We start from the raw sequence: 18367 nt of genomic DNA on the forward strand, positions 1-18367 counted from the left end.
AGCGCGGTGTCAGTACCAGTTCTTGGCTACGGAGTGGTTCCACGCCGAGCACGGGGAGCCGTACCGCTCGCGGATGTAACCCAGGCCCCACTCGATCTGCGTACGGTAGCTGGTCAGCCAGTCACTGCCGGCGCTGGAGTATTTGCCCGGCGGCAGCGCCTGTGGAATGCCGTAGGCCCCGGAGTACGGGTTGGTGGCCGTGGTCAGCCAGTTCGATTCCTTGGTCCACAGCTGGGCAAGGCAGAGGAACTGGTCCGATCCCCAGCCGTAGGCCCCCAGCCTGCCCGAGGCGTAGCTCTTGGCGCCGGCAGGATCGTTGACCGCACCTGCAGGAGCAGAGGGAACGACGACGGCGGGCGGGCTGGGCGGTGCGGCGGGCGGCGGAGCGGGGGCAGGCGGGGCAGGATTCGCCGGCGCAGGGTTACCGGCTGGAGGGTTTGGGGGTGCCGGCTGGGCAGGAGCCGGACGCGCCGGAGCGGGAGCGGCGGAAGGTTGCACCTTTGCCGCCGCGGCGGCTGCGGCCGCCCGTCGTCGCACGTCTTCCTCGGCCGCCGCCCGCTTCGCGTCCTGCGCCGCCTGGTATGTGGCCAGCGCAGCCTGGCCGCGCCGGAATTCGGCCTCAACGGCCGCCGTCGTGCCCTTCAGGGACGCCAATTGCCCGGTCAGTTCCTCGCTGCGCTGCTGCTCCTCGGCAAGCTGGCGGGCCATGGCTTCCTGGGCCGAGCGGGCCGCCGCAAGCTTCTCCGCCGCCTCGCCGGCCAGCCGTTCACGCTCGGCCCGGGCGGCCTTCTCCTGGTCGGCCAAAGAAGCGGTGATCCTCCCCGCGGCGGCGGCCTTGTCCACAAGCCCCGCCGTTTTGCCGCCCACCAGCTGGACCAGATTGAGCCCGTGGACGTTGTTGTTCTCGATCGCGTCCAGCGCCACGAAGAACCCCATGTTCGTGCCGCCGGTCTTGTAGGACTGGACGGCCAAGGCTCCGATGTCCCTATTGTGGCGGACGAATTCGGCGTTGGCCTGCCCCGCCTGTTCCGCCAGGGCCCCTACCCTTGCGGTGGACGCTGCCAGGACGGCGTCAGCCGCTGCGGACTCGGCGGCGGACACTACGGCTGCGGTGCCCAACGCCTCCGACTGCGCCTGCAGCCCGTCCAAAAGGCCGGTGATCCTACCGATCTCCGCTGCCGTACCGGCCTCGGTCAGCTTGGCCCGCTGCACGTCCTCCCACGAGGGGTAATCACCAGGCGGAAGGCCTTCTGCCGCGCCGGCGGGAGGCAGCCAAACACTGCCGGCGAGGGCGGCAGCCAACAGTACCCCCGGCAGGACGTGCCGGGCATGTGTAACGAAACGCGACATAGTTCCGAAGCTTACCGGCCTCAACCTTCACTTTAAGGATGAGCGGCCTGCATCGTTATACAGCGGAGACACTCCCCCATTACATCCGAGCTGAGCGCCCGGGCCGGCCACGAAGGGAACCTCCAAAGGCGGTCCACGGCAAGGTCATCCGCCCCACGGTTTATGACTCTGTGACGATTCCATCTTCCTTCGCGTACCGCCCGCATCTTCCGAGGTCAGCGCAGGAGCAAGGAAGAGTCGATTCGATGGCGTAAACCGAGAGGACAGCCTCGCATGTTACCCAAATGTGACAATCGGAGCCGGGCCGGGTTATGGTCTTCAGGTGTCCCTCCCACGCGGGACATTCCCCTCAGCTTGCCGAGCCCTGCCGCTGACCCGGGAACCAATCGCTTTCCAGCTGGCAGGGACGGGGGAACCAAGTTTCCACGGCCTCTTTGAGGCCTTGGGGTTAAGTCGCTAGCGCCTCCGTTCCTTTTCGGAGTTGCTCCCGGCCGGGTATCTCCAACCCGAACCCGACAGCTCACCCCGCAGGCATGGGAGAGGCGATCTACTGTGTCAAAAAATTCCACCACCGCCCGTCACCGCGCGACTCCGGCCCGCTCCATCATCCTCGAAGGACTGGCCGTTTCGGCCAAGTCCCAAGCCAGGACCCTGGGCCGCCCGGCACTCGCCGTGGCAGCCGCATCCGGCATTGCCTTCGGCGTCGGCGCCCCGGCGCACGCCGGTGTGACCGGTCCGGACACCACCGAGACCACTAACGTCCAGGCCTCGGCCGCGCCGGCAGCAGCAGTTGCTGCCCCCGCCGCCGCAGCCGGTACCGTCCACACGGTTGTATCCGGGGACACACTCGGCGCCATCTCGGCCGCCTACGGCGTCACCCTCAACGATGTCCTGGCCGCCAACGGACTGGCCATTTCTGCGGTCATCTACCCCGGCGACCAGATCCAGATCCCGGCTGCAGGCTACGCCCCGGCGGCTCCGGCCGCCGCACCGGCACCGGCTCCGGTCCAGACCGCTGCTGCCACCGCACCGGCCAACACGGGGATGAACCTGTCCTACGCGTCCGCCAGCACCGGCACGGGCACCGGCGCAGCTATCCTGGCCAACGCCTACAGCCAGGTGGGCCAGATCCAGGACTGCACCGCCATGGTTGAAGAGGCCCTGCGTTCTGTTGGCAAGTCCGTAGGCGACCTGGCCCCCGGCCAGTTCTACCAGTACGGCTCCACCGTGGGCTCCCCCGCCCCCGGTGACCTGGTGATCACCGCCGGCCATGTGGGCGTCTACGCCGGTGACGGCCAGGTTGTCAGCGGCGGCGTAAACGGCAACCAGACCGCTGTGCACTCCATCAGCTGGCTGAGCGGCGCATCCTTTGTCCGCGTAGCGTAACCAGCGGCAGCGGCACGTCCTGCTAGTAGCGGCATGTCCTGCTAGTAGCGGCAGGCCCGCCGTGCACACAGGGGCGGCAGCCGGGTTTACCGGCTGCCGCCCCTGTCCATTTCCGGTGAGGCCTCCTGGGCGTCCTGTTGCCCCGCAGCCGCTAGGTGCCGCAGAAGGTCAGGTATTTGCCGAAGTCCTCGGGCGGTCCCTCCGTGTAGCGTTCCAGCCCCTCGCGCTCCCGGAACGGGGACCTGACAGCCTCAAGCATCCGGTTGAACGGGCCAAGATCCCCCTCGGTGGCGGCGGCCAGCGCTTCCTCCACCAGGTGGTTCCTGGGGATGTAGGCGGGGTTCACGCTGTCCATGAGTTCGGCGTCGGGCTTCAACGCGGTCCAGCGTTCAGCCCAGGCGTCGAAAGCCGCGAGGTCCAGCACCATACCGCGGACAGTCCTGGAATTGCCCCGGGCCGCTTGGCCAAGGTTCCGGAAGAACCGCGTGTAATCAACCGGCCCATCTTTCAGCAGGCCGATCACGCCGTCCACCAGGTCCGACGCCGCGTCCCCTTCGGGCGTCCCGGCCAAGCCTGCCGGCAATCCAATCTTTGCCTTCATGCCGTTGAACCAGGCATCGCTGTACTGGCCGCGGAATTTGCCCAGGGCCTCCACGGCGGGGCCGACAGCCTGTTCCTGGTCTTCGTTGAAGAGCGGCAGCATGGCCTCCGCGAGCCGGGCCAGGTTCCACTCAGCAACCACGGGCTGGTTCGCGTAGGCATAGCGGCCGCCCACATCGATGGAACTGTACACGGCGGCGGGATCAAATGCGTCCATAAAAGCGCAGGGCCCGTAGTCGATGGTTTCCCCGGAGATGGTCATGTTGTCCGTGTTCATGACCCCGTGGACAAAGCCCACCAGCATCCACTTGGCCACCAGGTCTGCCTGGGCAGCCACCACTGCCTCGAACAGTGCAAGATAGGGGTGTTCGGAGCGGGCTGCCCCAGGGTGGTGCCTGCTGATGGCATGGTCCGCCAAGCGGCGCAGCAGGTCCATGTTCTCGGTGGCCCGGGCGTATTGGAAGCTGCCTACCCGGAGGTGGCTGCTGGCCACCCGGGCCAGGACTGCACCGGGCAGCATCGTGTCCCGCCGCACCGGCCGTCCCGTGGCCACGACAGCGAGGGCGCGCGTGGTGGGAATGGCCAGGGCATGCATGGCCTCACTGACCAGGTACTCCCGCAGCATGGGCCCGATGACGGCACGGCCGTCACCCGCACGGGCAAAAGGTGTGCGGCCGGAACCCTTCAGGTGCACATCCCGCAGGCGCCCGCCGTCGCCAACAAGTTCGCCCAGCAGCAGCGCCCGGCCGTCGCCGAGCAGTGGCGAGTAGCCGCCGAACTGGTGCCCTGCGTATGCCTGCGCAACGGGGGTGGCGCCCGGCGGAACGTAGTTGCCCAGCAGGAGGCGCACACCTTCCGGCGTCCGCAGATAGTCGGGCGCCAGCCCCAGCTCCTCGGCCAGGGAGTCATTGAGGACCAGCAGCTCGGGATCCGGCGCTTCCTCCGCCTGCCACGGAACGGCCAGCTCGGTTAGTTCGCGGGCAAAACGGCCTTCGAAGGCGACAGTTGATTCTGCTGCAGCAGTCATGGGTTAACCCTATCTCCGCCGTCTGTCCGGCGGTGGACGGCAGAACCGGCGACGACGGACGCCGGCAGGCCAGGCACACGGGTGAGGGTGGGTTCCTTGCCGTGGGCGGTGACACCGGGCAGTTCGTCGGAAGCGGCGTTCATGGGTGACCTCCAGGGGTTGTTGAATGGCGTGGCCCTGGTGCAGCGGAGGGTTCCGGTGCAGTGGACCGTTCACGCGCGGTGGACTGTTCAGGCGCAGTGGAGCGGGTCCCGGGCCAGGTGCGCCGCCGGGGAAAGGGCACGCGCTGCAGGTCCTGCGCGGCGATGACGGTGGTGTCCCCCGCGCGGGCCCTGGCCTGGGCCGCCAGCGGTCCGGCGTCGTCGCCGTACCGCGCGGAAAAATGCGTCAGCACGAGGGTCCCAGCGCCCGCCCCCGCAGCAAGTTCCCCTGCCTGCCCGGCGGTGAGGTGGCGGTACTGGCGCGCCAGCCCGGCGTCGTCATCGCTGAAGGTGGCCTCCGCAACAAGGAGGTCGGCGCCGTCGGCCAGCTCTTCGGCGCCCGGGCAGGGCGCTGTGTCCATCACGAAAGCGAAGCGCTGGCCTGGCCGCGGAATACTGACGTCGTTGAGGCGGACACCGGCAAGGTTGCCTTCGCGCTGCAGGCGGCCGATCGCGGGGCCCGCTATTCCTGCTGTGGCGAGGCGCTCCGGCAGGAGGGTGCGGCCGTCCGGTTCCGCCAGCCGGTAGCCGTAGGTCTCGATGCGGTGCTTCAGCGGCCGGACGTCCAGGCCTTCGGACACCGCACCGCTTCCGCCGTGGGGCTGCAGCCTGAGGTCGATTCCCGGTGAACTGACGGACACGAGGGCGCGGACCACGTCCTCGCCGGATGACGGGTAGTGGAGGTGGACGGGGTGCGCCACGCCGTCCAGGGCCATACGGGACAACACTCCCGGCAGCCCAAAACAGTGGTCTCCATGGACGTGGGTAAGGCAGATGCGGGTGATCTGGCTGGCCGGGACGCCCGCATGGATCATTTGGCGCTGTGTTCCCTCGCCCGGGTCAAAGAGGAAGCCCTCCCCGTCCCAGCGCAGAAGGTAGCCGTTGTGGTTCCTGGTCCGGGTGGGGACCTGGGAGGCCGTACCCAGGATGGTGAGTTCACGCATGGCAGATGGGACCAAAAAGCAGGTTCCGGACGAGTCCGGGACCTGCTTTTTATGGTTGCCGGACGGCCTAGCGCCGCCGGAGCATCCCCATGATTTTGCCGGCCACGCCACCGGGCCTGGCTCCTGCGGCCCCCGTTGTGCCGGCCGCCCGGCCCGTGGCGTTCAGTCCGGTCCGGCGCGGTGTTCCGGCGGTCCCGGTCCTGCCGGAGAATCGTCCAGCGGCATTCCTGATCATGCTTCCCAAGTTCATGTGAAAACTCCTTCAGTGTTGATCCTGCCAACCGATATTCATCAGCCTGCTTATCATTTTAGCGCAGTTTGGCTGAAGCCGGAGGAAGCAGCGGAAGAGCCTTGGGGAATGGTGCTGGCTCAGTGGAGGAGCCACGATCCGTCCTGCGGCGGACCAGGCTTCCGGCGCAATTTGCGGACCAGGTAGAGGAAGGGCCAGGCCAAAAGCCGCAGCAGGCCCGCCGTAACCAGCAACGCGAGCACCAGGACAATAACCGGCGAATACAGGAGGAATACCCCTACTGCTGCCGCAAAATAACCTCCGATGAAGGCCAGGACGGCCCCTGTATCCATTGAAACTCCTCCCAATTTGGATCTTGGGCCTCGTCGCAGGGATGCCCAGCAGCGGAGGTGCCAGGTGCGGGGGGACCGGTAGCCCGTGGGAAAGGACAACGGATTTAGGCGGCCACCGCACACCCCTCCGGGATGCTGGAGATGTCATCCAATCTGCTGTGGCGGCCGCATGCTTCCTAACGGTCATCCAAGGCTACTCTCCCCGCACGAACGGGGAAAGCCGAAGCCCCGACGCCGGGCAGCCCGCTCGTCGGGGGAGATCCCGGGCCGGAACAAGGGGCAATTGCCCCTACCAGCGGCAGTGGGGTGGTCTCTTCAACGCCGTGCACCTGGCGCGTGGGACGATCTGGCGCACCTGGCGGGTGGCCGAGTGTCCAGGAGACGGACGACGTCGTCACTTTCGCCGTGGAGCGTGTTGATGAGAGGGAGGTGAAGCCTTCCCTGCCCGGGCTGTACGTCACCATCAGGATGCTTATGAAGGACGGGGTCCACCAGCCCCCGGCAGTACAGCCCTACGCCTGCCAACGACGGCAGGCACCGCCCCTTCGCTGTCAAGCAGGTGCACGGGCAGGGGGCGCCTGACGGCGAAATGTCCAACCTCCTCCACAACGACGTGAAGGTGGGCGACGAAGTGGGTGCGGAGGGGCCTCATCGCCCGGCGCGTTCCGCCCAAGGACATCCAGCATGAAGAGTTCGGTCCCGACGATTGGCTGGCCGGCTTCCAGTAAAGGAAAGCCATCATTTCGTAACGGGCGGCTACTTCCTCGTGGACGGGCGGTCTGGCGTGCAGGCATGCTGCCCAGGCTTACCGCTTGAGTCGGCGGACGAAGGGGGCTTTGCCCAGTGGGGTCCGTTCCAGCTGGTCCACCACTGACACGGATACCGGGGTACTCGTGACTCCGGCCGCTGTCAGGGCTCCGGCCACCGACTCCTGGATGCCCGCCGGAGTGCTTCCCGCCGCCAACCCTGCGATGAGTACCCGCAGACCGCTGCGTTCCTGAACCACCTGCCAACCCGAGGCCGCAGCCTGGTCCAGGACGTGGTGGAACACGATCGGGTGAATGCTGACGATGCCCGCCCTGCCTGGCAGTTCCAGCACGTCCTCCAGCCGGCCTTCAATGTCCTCCATCCGGATGAACGAACGGCCGCAGGGGCAGCCCCGCTGGCCCAATGCCACGCTGTCGGACAGTTCGTATCGGATCAGCGGCAGCGTCCGCGAGAACAGGACGGTGACCAGGAGCTTCGCGCCCGCTGTCCCGGGAGGCACCGGAACCCCTTCCCGGTCCACTGGCTCGATGATGAGCAGGTCCTCGTAGACATGCCGGTTCCGGTAGGCGCACGGCGATGCGATACCAGCCGTCTCCGTGGCGGCGTAGACATCGAAGGGTGCGCTCCCCCAGGCCTGTTCCAGTTCCTGGGCCGCGTGCGGAGTGAGCACCTCCGAGGCCGACATCACGGCCTCGGGAGAGATCTTCAGGCGTCCGGACAACTGTTCAGCCGCCAGTGGGAGGAGCGCTGAGGCGTAGCCCACCAGCACCCGGGGCTGGAACCCGTTCAGTGCCGCCACCGTTTCATCCAGGGGCGCGGTCACGTCCAGCCGGAGGGTGGGGACCAGGCCCGATCGCAGGGAAGCTCCAACGACGGCGGACTGGTGGGTGGGGACGCGCGAGCTTACCAGCGCCATTTTCAGCGGCCGGGTGGGGCCCGCCGCTATTCCGGCCCAGTCATTGGCGCGGGCATAGGAGGCCAGCACCTGCGCCCATTCCGGACGGCTCCACGCGAATATTCCGCGCGGACCGGCGGTCCCGGCCGTCGCCGCGGCCCACCAGCGGCCCCTCCAGGGCAAGCCCGGATCGCCGCCCTCCGATGCCAGGGTCCGGAGGCGCTGTTCCAGCTCCGCCAGGCTCAGGTCACGTGCGGTCAGGGCCTCGTCGAAGTGGCCCATCAGGTCAGCCTTGGTCACAGGCGGTAACTGGGCAAGCGGAGCGCCATGCAGCCCTGAGTGATGGCGCCGGTAGAACCCGGACCCGGCATAAGCCGCCGTCCGGAGTTGACGCAGGGCGCGTTCCTGGTGCGCGGCGATCCGGGCGGGGCTCCAGCGGTCCCGTCGCCGCATGGCGGCCCGGAGGAAGAGCACACGGGCTACGAGCTGCACATCCATGGATCCGGCCGTGGAAAACCGGGCACGGCGGCTGGTCAGGCCCCGCGGGCGCGGCGGAGTGCCGCGAGGCGGGCCGAATATTCCGTCTCGTCTATTTCACCGCGGGCAAACCGCTCGGCCAGCAGTTGCTCCGCACTGCCGGTACTGTGGGCTCCGCCGCCATCCCTGCGATTGTTGACCGACATGGAGCGCGCAAAAACGACGATGGCGGCGATGATTGCACCCCAGAACAAGATGAAGCTCACCACCATCAGGATGTAGCCCCAGGCGCCCATGTTGCCGTCCCAAAACATCATCCCTGCCTCCTCACCTCATGCGGCCCCGCCCTGCTCCTGCTTCGAGGATCCATCCCGCGCGGCCGCGCCGCCAGAGTCTTTCGTCCCAAGGATGAACGCGCGGTCAGGGCCGCACACCTCAACGCTCCAGGTCGTCAGGCTCGAACTCGCTGAGCGGGGACCCGCCAAAGTTCTCCGTGTCGTCGCTGCCCTCAGACTCAGGCCCGCCCGGATTCTCCCCGAAGTCGACGTCCGCAACGGCCTCGTCCAAGGTGGGCGTCACCGGAACATCCTGGCGGTCATCGGCTGCGTACCGTGCCTGGGCTGAGTCGTCCCGGAATGCCTGCTCGCTAATGAAATCTTCTTCTTCCCCGGAGACCGCCTCGTCCTGGAGCAGAGGATCCTCCTGCCAGCGGTCCGGATTGTTTTCCGCCGCACCCGGGTAGCTGTCCGGCGCGCCCTTAACAGGGTCGAGTTCAAAGGACGCAGCCGCGCCGGGAGTCTCATCAAGAAGCACGTCGTCATCCCGGACAACCTCAAGGTTGTCGTCAGGGAGGTTCTGTTCCGTCATGGTGATGCCTTTCTCTTGAACAGCCAACGTCGCGTGGACAGGCTAAGCGGACAATAGTAAGCATACTGACGAAACAGTGGGGGCGCTAACCTCCCTGGCTTCCCTTGCCCCGGACCTGGACTATGCGCAACCGGCTCAGATGCAGGGCTCCGAGGACCAGGAACAGCAGCGACAATGCCAGCCAGGACCAGAAGGCTGCGGGGTCGAACCGTGCGCCGAACAGCGGCTTGGCGGGCTCCGCCGCAGCAAGGGACAGGATCAGGGCAAAGCCGAGCACATAGGCGGCCGGCAGCAGCAGCACCCCAGGCGTCCTCCCCCGGAAGGCCGCAACTGCGAGGATGAGGAAGGCCGGCATGATGAAGCAGAGATCCAGGATAAAGACCGAGTAGATGGTTTCAATCTTCTGCCGGGCTGCCATGAGCGGTACCAGCATGCCGATCCACAACGGATAGAACATCAGCGGTTGCAGGAGCGCCCCCGCCGCTGACGCAAGCCGTACGCGTTTGGGCAGGTGCACCCGGGCCGTCCCGCGGCACAAGGCGGCCACCTGGTACACCAGTGCCCAGAAGGCGATTGAGAAGATGGCCATGTAGACCAGGTAGAGCCAGTTATAGACGCGTTCAATGATGTAGATGCCGTAGGCATAGGCGAGGTAGCCAAGCAGGCCCAGGACAATGATCTCCAGCTTTGGGCTGGATCCCCCGGCCGCCCAGGCAAGGGCCAGCAGCGCCAGTGCGGCGCCAAGGGACATGGCGTCCTGCGAGAACGCTCCGGGAAGGTAAGGCTCCTCGATGAGGCCGCTGTAGATCCCCGGGGAGGCGATTCCGGCACCGGATGCCAGAAGCGTCAGCACTGCCGTGAGCACCCAGGCAACCCGCCGCTGGATGTTCCTCTCCCGGCTCATGGGTTCCCGGGCGGGCGCGGATGGCGTACCTGCTGCTGCTTTATTCAACTTGCGGCTCCTTTGGGTTTATGTGAAGGCTCCCATGGGCGCGTTGCGGCGGCGAAGTGGCTAAGGTCCCCCTGTGGCCACCCGCGCGACTTGCCATGACCTTTGGCCCTATATCTCCTGCCGGCACAGAGCCAGTCTTGAACTGGACACCGCCCGAGAAAGACAGGGAGCCCTGCCATGACAACCCGTAAACCGATCGCAGTCGCCACCAACGACTCCCCGCAGAGCCAGGCGGCCGTGCTCTGGGCTGCCCGCCGGGCCGAGCGCTCCGGCCTGCCACTGGTGATCCTCCACGTCGTGGACGACCGGTGGATGGCTGAACCGTATCCGTGGATCGGCGTCCTCGAGGAGGCGGGCGACAAGCTCCTGCAGACTGCCGCCGGACGTATCCGGGGGGCTTTCCCCATTGGCGTTACCACCCGGCTGCTCACCGGAAGCGTAGGGGGCTCGCTGGCGAAGTACTCCGGCAAAGCATCCATGGTGGTGGTGGGCTCGGGCACCGGCCACCTTGGCGGTTCCCTCGCAGACCGGGCCCTCCAGGTTGCGGCCTCGTCCAAGGTCCCTGTTGCGGTGGTGGGAACCCAGGAGCTGGAGGGCCGGTCCGGCGTGGTGGTGGGCGTCGACGGCTCCAAGGAAGCGACCCAGGCTGTGGCCTTTGCCGCTGCGGAGGCTGACAGGGAGGGGGACGACCTCACTGTGGTGTATGCCATCAACGCTCCCGACCGGGTAACGGACGCCGGCCTGTTGTCCACCAGCCTGGCTGACCTCATTACCGAGGAGGAGCGCATTGTCTTGTCCGAGACAGTGGCGGGGCTCAACGAGGACTACCCAAGCCTGCGGGTGCATCGGGTGCTGGAAACAGAAAGGGGCCCGGTGGAATCACTGGTTGATGCTGCTGCCGGGGCCAGGATGCTGGTGGTGGGCAGCCGAGGGAGGGGCGGAATCAAACGGCTTCTTCTCGGTTCCACAGCGCATGGGGTCCTCAAGCACCTGCCGTGCCCTACCGTGATTACCCGGATCCAGGCAATCAAGAACAAGACCTAGGCCGCACCGGCGGCGCCGCCGCCCGCGCACCGTGCTCCCACGCACAAACTGTCCCATTTCCCTACATTCCGGGTTCGGCATCATGAAAAAGACCGCTGCAATAATCATGCTCATCCTGGGGATCCTCATCTCGATCGTCGGGGCCACCATCCTGGCCGGGGGTGCCGTGGCGTCAGTGGTGGGATCCGCCCAAGGCGACGGATACCTCACCACTCGCACGGAACGCCTTTCGGTGGGTTCCCACGCCCTGACCTCGCCGAGGCTTGACGCGGTGGGCGAGGGCGTACCGCCCCGCCTTCCTTTCGACGTCGGAACGCTGAGGCTGCGTGCTTCTTCCGTGGACCCCGGCAAGGAAATCTTCATGGGCGTCGCCCCGCAGGCCGACGTCGAGCGATACCTTTCAGGCGTGCATCACTCGGAGCTGCTTAAAGTCGACAGCCGGCCCTTCAGGGCCGAATACCGCGACATTCCTGGCACCAGCACTCCGGCACCGCCAGGAGAGCAAACGTTCTGGAGCGCCTCGGCCTCCGGGTCCGGCCAACAGGATCTCACGTGGGATCTTGCCGCCGGCAACTGGGCGATTGTCATCATGAACGCCGACGCCAGCCCCGGTGTCAATGCCGAGGTGCAGGCAGGTTTTCGCTCTGACCTGATCCGGCCGGCGGCAACGGGCCTGCTGGTGGGTGGTGCAGTTGCGCTGGCAATCGGGATTCCGTTGCTGATCCTGGGGGCCGTTGGACTCGGCCGGCATACGGGGCCCCACTCCGGCGGGCCGGCCGGGCCACCACCCGGCTACGGGCCACCCCCCGGTTATGCGCCACCCCCACCCGGGTACGGCCAGCCCCCGGGGTATGCGCCGCCACCCGGCTACGCAGGTGCACCGGGAACGGAGGGCGCCCCGGGAGGTCCCGGAAATCCCGGCACACCGGGAGCCCCGCCGCTGCCCCAGCCTGGCCAAGGGGACCGGGCGGAACGTGCTCCCTACCCGGCCCGGCTCTTCGGCGATCTTGACCCGGCCCTGTCGCGCGCGATGTGGCTGGTCAAGTGGTTCCTTGCCATCCCGCACTTCATCGTGCTGTTTTTCCTGTGGTTTGCGTTCGTCGTGACCACCATCGTGGCGTGGTTCGCCATCCTTTTTACCGGCCGCTACCCCCGGTCCCTGTTCGACTTCAACGTGGGCGTCCTGCGCTGGAACTGGCGGGTCGCTTTCTACGCTTACGCCGCGGCAGGAACGGACCTCTACCCGCCGTTCACCCTGGCACGAACCAACTATCCTGCCGACTTCGAGGTTGACTACCCGGAGCGCCTATCCCGCGGGCTGGTCCTGGTGAAATCGTGGCTCCTCGCCATCCCCCATCTGCTCATCGTTGCAGCCCTCTCCGGCACCAACTGGACCTGGCGGGCGGAAACCGATGACTTGGGAACCACCTACCAACGGAGCACAGGCGTGTCGCTGCTGGGCCTGCTGGTCCTGATTGCAGTTGTGGCCCTGCTGTTCACCGGCCGCTACCAGCGCCCGCTGTTCGACCTGATCCTCGGCATCAACCGCTGGATCTACAGGGTCCTTGCATACGCCGCCCTTATGCGGGACGAATACCCCCCGTTCCGCCTGGACCAGGGGGCCCGTGAAGTACCGCCGGCCCTGGCGGGACCGCCATACCAGGGAGCGGCCCGCCCCTCGAATGACGGCCTGCTTTGACGCAGCAGCAGCGTCGAACGGCCCCAGGTTTGCCTCTATTTTTGGATAGAAGCCCGCCCTAAACTGACTCTGCAATCATCGGCTGCATACAAGAGGGAGAAGGCCATGGCGGTCATCGAGCAGGTGCGCGAAGGAATGCACGTCGTAGCGTCGGACGGAAAGAAAATCGGCAAGGTCGAGGACCTTAAAATGGGTGATCCGGAGGCGGTGACCTCTGACGGCCAGACGGACCCTGAAACCGGAGGCCTCGTCAATACTTCGATCCATGGGTTTGCCGCGTCGTCCAGGTTGCCCCACCACACCGCAGAGAGGCTGTTGCGGATCGGCTATGTGAAAGTGGACAGGTCCGGTTTATTGACTGGTCACGCCTACTTTGCATCGGATGAGCTGGACCGGGTTGAGGGCGATACGTTGTGGCTCAAAGAGGGGTCCCACACCGGCTAGGTGGGAATGTCCGCTGCCACCCGACCTCAACCCCCTCGTCGCTGCCGCCTGGAGTGACTTTCGGCCCTACCTTTGCGGGAGCCCGCCGGGACACCATTGCCAGTGTGGCCGCACGGGCCGCATGAGGAGCTGAGATGAATACTTCCGGAGCACCGTTCTCGCGGATACTGGTAGGGGTCGACGGATCGGAGGCTTCCATTGAGGCCCTGCGGCAGGCCCAGCGGCTGGCGGTCCCGCTCGGCGCGAAGGTCCTGGCCAATGCCTACTGGGATTATCCGCGGGTCTACACGGGCTACGTGATGATGGGCATTGAGGGCTTCGAGGAACGCGCCGGGGACATCCTGGCGGAGGCAGTCAAGGCCGCCTTCGGTGACGAAACGCCGTCGAACGTCATCTCCAGCCTGGTCCGCGGCCATCCCAGGGAATCACTGATTGAAGCCAGCCGCGAAGCGGACATGGTAGTGGTGGGAAGGCGGGGGCACGGCGGCTTCGGCGGGCTGCTGCTGGGCTCAGTCAGTTCCGCGCTGGTGGCCCATGCCCATTGTCCCGTGCTGGTGGTCCACACACCGGAAAGCCACACGGCGTCCCCTTAGGGCAGGGCGGCTTGGGCAGGAACACACCAGGTAGTGACCGTTGACAATAATGCAGCAGGGCGGACGACGGCGGGTGGTCGCCGTGGCGGTGGCGCTCGCCCTGCTGGCGCTCGCCATAGTCCTGGCGCTGGTGCTCAGGGCGCCGGCAGGAGGGCCGCCGTCCGCCGGTCCGTCAGGCTCCGCGAGTGCCTCCGCAAGCCCGGAAGCGCCAAGCCCGGGCCCCAGCCCCACTCCTGGTGCCGCCAGCGCATCTCCCCCGGCGTCGGAGCCGGCGGAAGCCTCAACGGAAACACCCGAGGCGGGCCAAACTCCCGTCCAGCCGCCGGTCATCGTGCCTCCCGTCCCCGCCGCTCCGCCCTCCGGGCCCGACGCCGGCCCCGGCCCGGTTGCGCCGGCCGCGCCGTTCCCTGCCCCGCTCCGTGGCCAGGACCTCACGGTCATCCCGGGCGCCGGGCAAGTGGTGGCGCTGACTTTCGATGCGGGAGCCAACGCTGCGGGGCTGCCAAAGATCCTCGCAACCCTGTCCGCAAAGGGGGTTGCCGCCACGTTCTTCCTGACCGGGAACTGGGCCGGTGCGAACCCCGGCGGAGTGGGGCAGATCGTTTCCGCGGGGCACCGGGTGGCCAACCACTCCATGACCCATCCTGGTTTCACGGGGCTTACCGCCACCGGCATTGCTCAGCAGGTCCTCGGGGCGGAGCAGGCCATCCTGGCCGCCGGCGCGGACCCCCGGCCGCTGTTCCGCTTTCCCTTCGGCGAACGCGATGGCCGGACCATTACCGCCGTCAACGACCTCGGCTACGTTGCAGTCCGGTGGACGGTGGACACCCTGGGATGGAAAGGCACCAGCGGCGGCGTCACCATGCAGATCGTCGCTGACCGCACCCTGGCGGAGCTGCAGCCAGGCGAAATCGTCCTGATGCACATCGGTTCCAATCCCAACGACGGCACCACGCTGGACGCCGATGCCCTACCGCAGATCATCGACCGGATCAGTGCCGCGGGGTATGGCTTCGTCACCCTCGACGCACTGCTGGCCCCATAGGCAGGGCCGGACCCATGGCGAAGGCCAGGCAGGCAGGACCCGGCGGCAGGAAGTCCGCCCCGGCCACGAACGGCGTCCAGGACCGGGCCCACCACGGCCTCCCCCTTCACGAAGTTGTGCTGCTGCTGGAGACGGACCACGTGCAGGGCCTCGATTCCGGGGAGGTGGCACGCCGGCAGGCCCAGTTCGGCGCCAACGTGCTGCCCCGTTCACGAAGCGGGGGCATTGCCCGCAAGCTTGCCCGCCAGTTCAACAATCCGCTGGTTTACGTCCTGCTGGCCGCGGCCGCCGTCACCCTCCTCCTGGGCGAGTACCTGGACTCGGCCGTCATCCTCGCCGTGGTCCTGGTGAATACGGTCATCGGCTTTGTCCAGGAGGTCCGCGCGGAGGCTGCCCTGGATGCCCTCCATTCCCTCGTCCGGACCCGCGCCGTAGTGACACGGGGCGGGCAAAGGCATGAGGTTCCCTCCGAGGACCTGGTCCCGGGAGACCTCGTCCTGCTGGAAGCCGGCGACAAGGTGCCGGCGGACCTCCGGCTGGTACGGCTGTCCGGCCTGCGCGCGGACGAGTCGGCACTGACCGGCGAATCCGACGCCGTGGCCAAGGACGAGGTGGTACTGCCCACCGCCACCCCCGTGGCGGACCGCAGGAACATGGTCTACAGCGGCACCCTGGTGACCGCGGGCACCGGCGCGGGCATCGTCGTCGCCATCGGCGGCGAGACGGAACTTGGCGAGATCCACCGGCTCATGGGTGCTGTGCAGCCGGTGGCCACACCGCTGACGCAGAAACTGTCCCGCTTCAGCATGACGCTCACGGTGGCCATCCTTGCCTTGGCCGCGGTGGCGTTCCTCGCCGGCGTGGCACGGGGCCAGCAACCGGCAGAGATGTTCACTGCCGCCGTCGCGCTGGCAGTGGGGGCCATTCCGGAAGGGCTGCCGGCCGCCGTCACTGTCACGCTCGCCATCGGGGTCCGCCGGATGGCCCGGCGCCGGGCCGTGGTCCGCCGGCTCCCGGTGGTTGAGACGCTGGGCAGCACCACGGTGATCTGCTCGGACAAGACCGGCACATTCACGGAAAACCAGATGACGGTGCGTGCGCTCTGGACTCCGTCCGCCAGGTACGAGGTGACGGGTTCCGGTTACGCCCCGGAAGGGCACGTCCTTCCTGCCGGGGCCGGCCTCCCTGCGGCCGGGACCGGAGCAGGGCGGACGACGGCGGCACGGGACGAGGGACTGTACTGGTCCCTGCTGGCGGGCGGTGCCTGCAATGACGCCAAGATCATCCGGGAGGGGCATGCCTGGCAGGCCCAGGGGGACCCCACGGAAGCTGCCATGGTGGTGGCTGCCGCGAAGGGCGGCGTGGACGCCGCTGGATTCCTTTCGGCCAATCCGCGGACCGGCGCGCTGCCCTTCACCTCCGAGCGCCAGTACATGGCCACCTTCCACACCTCCGCGTTCCCGGGCGGCAGCGGCAAGGAGCCCGCCATTGTGCTGGTCAAGGGCGCGGTGGAGCGGGTGCTGGAGCTTTGTGCGGGCCAGATGGACAGCCAGGGCCGCACCATTCCGCTGTCCAGGCAGCCGGTGCTCGATGAAGCCCACCGGTTCGCCGGCACCGGCCTGAGGGTCCTTGCCACGGCGATGATGCGCCTCCCTGCCGGGGGTGCCCTGGCCGAGCCAAGCCTGCAGGGGCAGCTGACCTTGACAGGGCTGCAGGCCATGTTCGATCCACCCCGCGAGGCCGCGGCGAAGGCAGTGGAGGCCTGCCACCAGGCGGGCGTGGCGGTGAAAATGATTACCGGAGACCACGTGGGAACAGCCTCCACCATTGCCAAGGCAGTGGGCCTGACAGCGGACCGCGCGGACGGGACGGCACTGACGGGAACTGAACTTGACGCGATACCCGCGGACGCCCTGCCCGACGCCGTCGAGCGGGCCACGGTCTTCGCACGGGTGTCCCCCGAACAGAAGCTCCGCCTGATCGGCGCCCTGCAGTCCCGGGGAAACGTGGTCGCCATGACGGGGGACGGCGTCAACGACGCACCGGCCCTGCGGCAGGCGAACGTGGGCATAGCCATGGGCCGCTCGGGGACGGAGGTGGCCAAGGAGGCCTCGGACATCGTCCTCACCGACGACGACTTTGCCACCATCGAGGCAGCCGTCGAGGAAGGCCGGAACGTCTTTGACAACCTGACCAAGTTCATCGTTTGGACCCTGCCCACGAACATGGGGGAAGGCCTGGTGATCCTGGTGGCAATCCTGGTCGGGGCAACGCTCCCCGTCCTGCCCACCCAGATCCTGTGGATCAACATGACCACCGCTGTGGCCCTGGGCCTGATGTTGGCATTCGAGCCGAAGGAACCCGGCCTGATGTCCCGCCCGCCCCGCGCCCCCGGCCGCCCGCTCCTGACCTGGACCCTCACCCTTCGGATCATGCTGGTCTCCACCCTCCTCGTGGCAGGCACCTGGTGGATCTTCGAACTCGAACTCGCAGGCGGCGCCTCGCTCGCAGAAGCCCGGACGGCGGCCGTCAACCTTTTTGTTGTCGTGGAACTGTTCTACCTGTTCAGCTGCCGTTCCCTGACCCGGTCGGTCTGGCGGATCGGCTTCTTCAGCAACCGCTGGGTCATCCTTGGTGTCCTGGTCCAGGCAGCCGGCCAGCTGGCCATTACGTACTTGCCGCTGATGAACGAGCTGTTCCATACGGCCCCGATCACCGCGGAAGCCTGGCTGCGGATCCTGGGTATCGCTCTGCTCGCGTCCCTGGTTGTGGCAGTGGAAAAGCGCTTCCGCCGCAGTGAGTTCTAGGTCCTGTCACCCTTCTGGACGGCGCTGGCCCGCCGTGCCCCACGTCGTCGGCAGGAGCCGCACCATCACCAAACCGGTAACCACGGCCATGGCCACCGCCATCAGGATGGCCGCCCCGATTCCGATCGCCGCAACCAGCCATAGCTCCTGGCCAGGCTGCCACAGCGGGGTGGCCGCAGCCATGAAGACACCCAGCCCTGCCGCCCATGCGGCGGCGCTGCCGGCTACCCACCGCCAGGCCTGGGGGGCGTGATGCCGCAGTTCTACCCACTGCGCAAGGCCGATCGACACCAGGACCACCACCGCCGCCACGGCTCCCGTAGCGGCCTGGGCGGGTGCGGGCCAGCCCTGCCAACCCTCGTTGCTGAAGGTCAGCAGTGCCACGGCCCAGGCAACCACTGCCGCCGCTGCCGTTAAGAGGACCCACCGCCGGGCGGACACACCGGGCAGCCTTGTCCTGAGTACCCGCACCTGGAACCACCCCAGAACGGCTCCTTCAACAAAGCCGGCCAGCACCAGCAGGGGAACCGCCGCCGCCGGACCCAGGGCAGCCGAGGCGGACTGGGCGAGTGCCGGGGCCAGGAACCCCAGGCTCTCACCGAGGCTCACCCAGCCCACCCACTGGGCGAGGAATGTATTTCTGCGCGTCGCGACAGGTCCGTCAGCCACCGGGTACAGTCCTCCTTC

The 18367-nt window shown here is 67.4% G+C and carries 18 protein-coding genes, 1 pseudogene and 1 riboswitch; of the genes and pseudogenes, 8 read left to right on the forward strand and 11 right to left on the reverse strand.

All coding sequences use genetic code 11. From position 1 onward, the window contains the following. Positions 1 to 9 precede the first annotated feature (9 nt). A complete protein-coding gene (locus tag KTR40_RS10120) occupies positions 10 to 1350 on the reverse strand; it encodes a lytic transglycosylase domain-containing protein (RefSeq protein WP_228403542.1) in 1341 nt (446 codons plus the stop codon). A gap of 355 nt (positions 1351 to 1705) precedes the next feature. Then, positions 1706 to 1899: riboswitch (cyclic di-AMP (ydaO/yuaA leader) on the forward strand. A 3-nt stretch (positions 1900 to 1902) separates the two neighbouring features. On the opposite strand from KTR40_RS10120, the gene KTR40_RS10125 reads away from it, so the two are divergent. Continuing rightward, positions 1903 to 2736 (forward strand): LysM peptidoglycan-binding domain-containing protein, encoded by an 834-nt coding sequence (locus tag KTR40_RS10125; RefSeq protein ID WP_228403543.1) that lies wholly within the window; start codon positions 1903 to 1905, stop codon positions 2734 to 2736. 151 nt (positions 2737 to 2887) lie between these two features. Here the strand turns inward: KTR40_RS10125 and KTR40_RS10130 are convergent, their stop codons facing one another. The 5 genes from KTR40_RS10130 to KTR40_RS10150 all read right to left on the reverse strand — a co-directional run bounded on the left by KTR40_RS10130 (position 2888) and on the right by KTR40_RS10150 (position 6089). Further along, positions 2888 to 4363, reverse strand: a complete 1476-nt coding sequence (locus KTR40_RS10130; RefSeq protein WP_228403544.1) for a YdiU family protein — start codon at positions 4361 to 4363, stop codon at positions 2888 to 2890. Beyond that, positions 4360 to 4506, reverse strand: a complete 147-nt coding sequence (locus KTR40_RS10135; protein WP_228403545.1) for a hypothetical protein — start codon at positions 4504 to 4506, stop codon at positions 4360 to 4362. The genes KTR40_RS10130 and KTR40_RS10135 overlap by 4 nt, the downstream gene beginning before the upstream one ends. Beyond that, positions 4503 to 5507, reverse strand: a complete 1005-nt coding sequence (locus KTR40_RS10140; protein ID WP_228403546.1) for a ribonuclease Z — start codon at positions 5505 to 5507, stop codon at positions 4503 to 4505. The genes KTR40_RS10135 and KTR40_RS10140 overlap by 4 nt, the downstream gene beginning before the upstream one ends. A 67-nt stretch (positions 5508 to 5574) precedes the next feature. Continuing rightward, a complete protein-coding gene (locus KTR40_RS10145; RefSeq protein WP_139029363.1) occupies positions 5575 to 5757 on the reverse strand; it encodes a hypothetical protein in 183 nt (60 codons plus the stop codon). A 119-nt stretch (positions 5758 to 5876) separates the two neighbouring features. Next, the gene (locus tag KTR40_RS10150; RefSeq protein WP_228403547.1) at positions 5877 to 6089 is read right to left on the reverse strand and encodes a hypothetical protein; all 213 of its coding nucleotides are present in this window, start codon (positions 6087 to 6089) and stop codon (positions 5877 to 5879) included. 544 nt (positions 6090 to 6633) lie between these two features. On the opposite strand from KTR40_RS10150, the pseudogene KTR40_RS10155 reads away from it, so the two are divergent. Next, positions 6634 to 6777: pseudogene (locus KTR40_RS10155) on the forward strand (hypothetical protein); the annotation flags it as partial. A gap of 117 nt (positions 6778 to 6894) precedes the next feature. Here KTR40_RS10155 and KTR40_RS10160 read toward each other — a convergent pair. The 4 genes from KTR40_RS10160 to KTR40_RS10175 all read right to left on the reverse strand — a co-directional run bounded on the left by KTR40_RS10160 (position 6895) and on the right by KTR40_RS10175 (position 10048). Next, a complete protein-coding gene (locus KTR40_RS10160; RefSeq protein WP_228403548.1) occupies positions 6895 to 8250 on the reverse strand; it encodes a phenylacetate--CoA ligase family protein in 1356 nt (451 codons plus the stop codon). Positions 8251 to 8285: 35 nt separating this feature from the next. Continuing rightward, entirely contained in the window at positions 8286 to 8546 is a 261-nt protein-coding gene (locus KTR40_RS10165; protein ID WP_228403549.1) for an SHOCT domain-containing protein, read from the reverse strand. A 118-nt stretch (positions 8547 to 8664) separates the two neighbouring features. Beyond that, complete coding sequence (locus tag KTR40_RS10170) at positions 8665 to 9096, reverse strand: hypothetical protein (protein ID WP_228403550.1); 432 nt, start codon at positions 9094 to 9096, stop codon at positions 8665 to 8667. Between the two features lie 85 nt (positions 9097 to 9181). Beyond that, a complete protein-coding gene (locus tag KTR40_RS10175) occupies positions 9182 to 10048 on the reverse strand; it encodes a hypothetical protein (RefSeq protein WP_228403551.1) in 867 nt (288 codons plus the stop codon). Positions 10049 to 10225: 177 nt separating this feature from the next. Here KTR40_RS10175 and KTR40_RS10180 point away from each other — a divergent pair, with 177 nt between their 5' ends. From KTR40_RS10180 to KTR40_RS10205, 6 genes are all read left to right on the forward strand, one after another. Continuing rightward, the gene (locus KTR40_RS10180) at positions 10226 to 11092 is read left to right on the forward strand and encodes a universal stress protein (RefSeq protein ID WP_139029368.1); all 867 of its coding nucleotides are present in this window, start codon (positions 10226 to 10228) and stop codon (positions 11090 to 11092) included. Positions 11093 to 11174: 82 nt separating this feature from the next. Next, positions 11175 to 12791: a DUF4389 domain-containing protein gene (locus tag KTR40_RS10185; RefSeq protein ID WP_228403552.1), complete on the forward strand. Its 1617-nt coding sequence runs from the start codon at positions 11175 to 11177 to the stop codon at positions 12789 to 12791. Positions 12792 to 12896: 105 nt separating this feature from the next. Continuing rightward, a complete protein-coding gene (locus KTR40_RS10190) occupies positions 12897 to 13235 on the forward strand; it encodes a hypothetical protein (protein ID WP_139029370.1) in 339 nt (112 codons plus the stop codon). A 134-nt stretch (positions 13236 to 13369) separates the two neighbouring features. After that, entirely contained in the window at positions 13370 to 13828 is a 459-nt protein-coding gene (locus KTR40_RS10195) for a universal stress protein (protein WP_228403553.1), read from the forward strand. Positions 13829 to 13877: 49 nt separating this feature from the next. Then, positions 13878 to 14873: a polysaccharide deacetylase family protein gene (locus tag KTR40_RS10200; protein WP_228406097.1), complete on the forward strand. Its 996-nt coding sequence runs from the start codon at positions 13878 to 13880 to the stop codon at positions 14871 to 14873. Between the two features lie 14 nt (positions 14874 to 14887). Beyond that, the gene (locus KTR40_RS10205; protein WP_228403554.1) at positions 14888 to 17680 is read left to right on the forward strand and encodes an HAD-IC family P-type ATPase; all 2793 of its coding nucleotides are present in this window, start codon (positions 14888 to 14890) and stop codon (positions 17678 to 17680) included. A gap of 6 nt (positions 17681 to 17686) precedes the next feature. On the opposite strand, the gene KTR40_RS10210 is transcribed toward KTR40_RS10205, so the two are convergent. Beyond that, the gene (locus KTR40_RS10210) at positions 17687 to 18349 is read right to left on the reverse strand and encodes a hypothetical protein (RefSeq protein WP_228403555.1); all 663 of its coding nucleotides are present in this window, start codon (positions 18347 to 18349) and stop codon (positions 17687 to 17689) included. Positions 18350 to 18367 lie beyond the last annotated feature (18 nt).

The sequence above is a fragment of the Pseudarthrobacter sp. L1SW genome, from assembly GCF_020809045.1.
Lineage (GTDB): Bacteria > Actinomycetota > Actinomycetes > Actinomycetales > Micrococcaceae > Arthrobacter.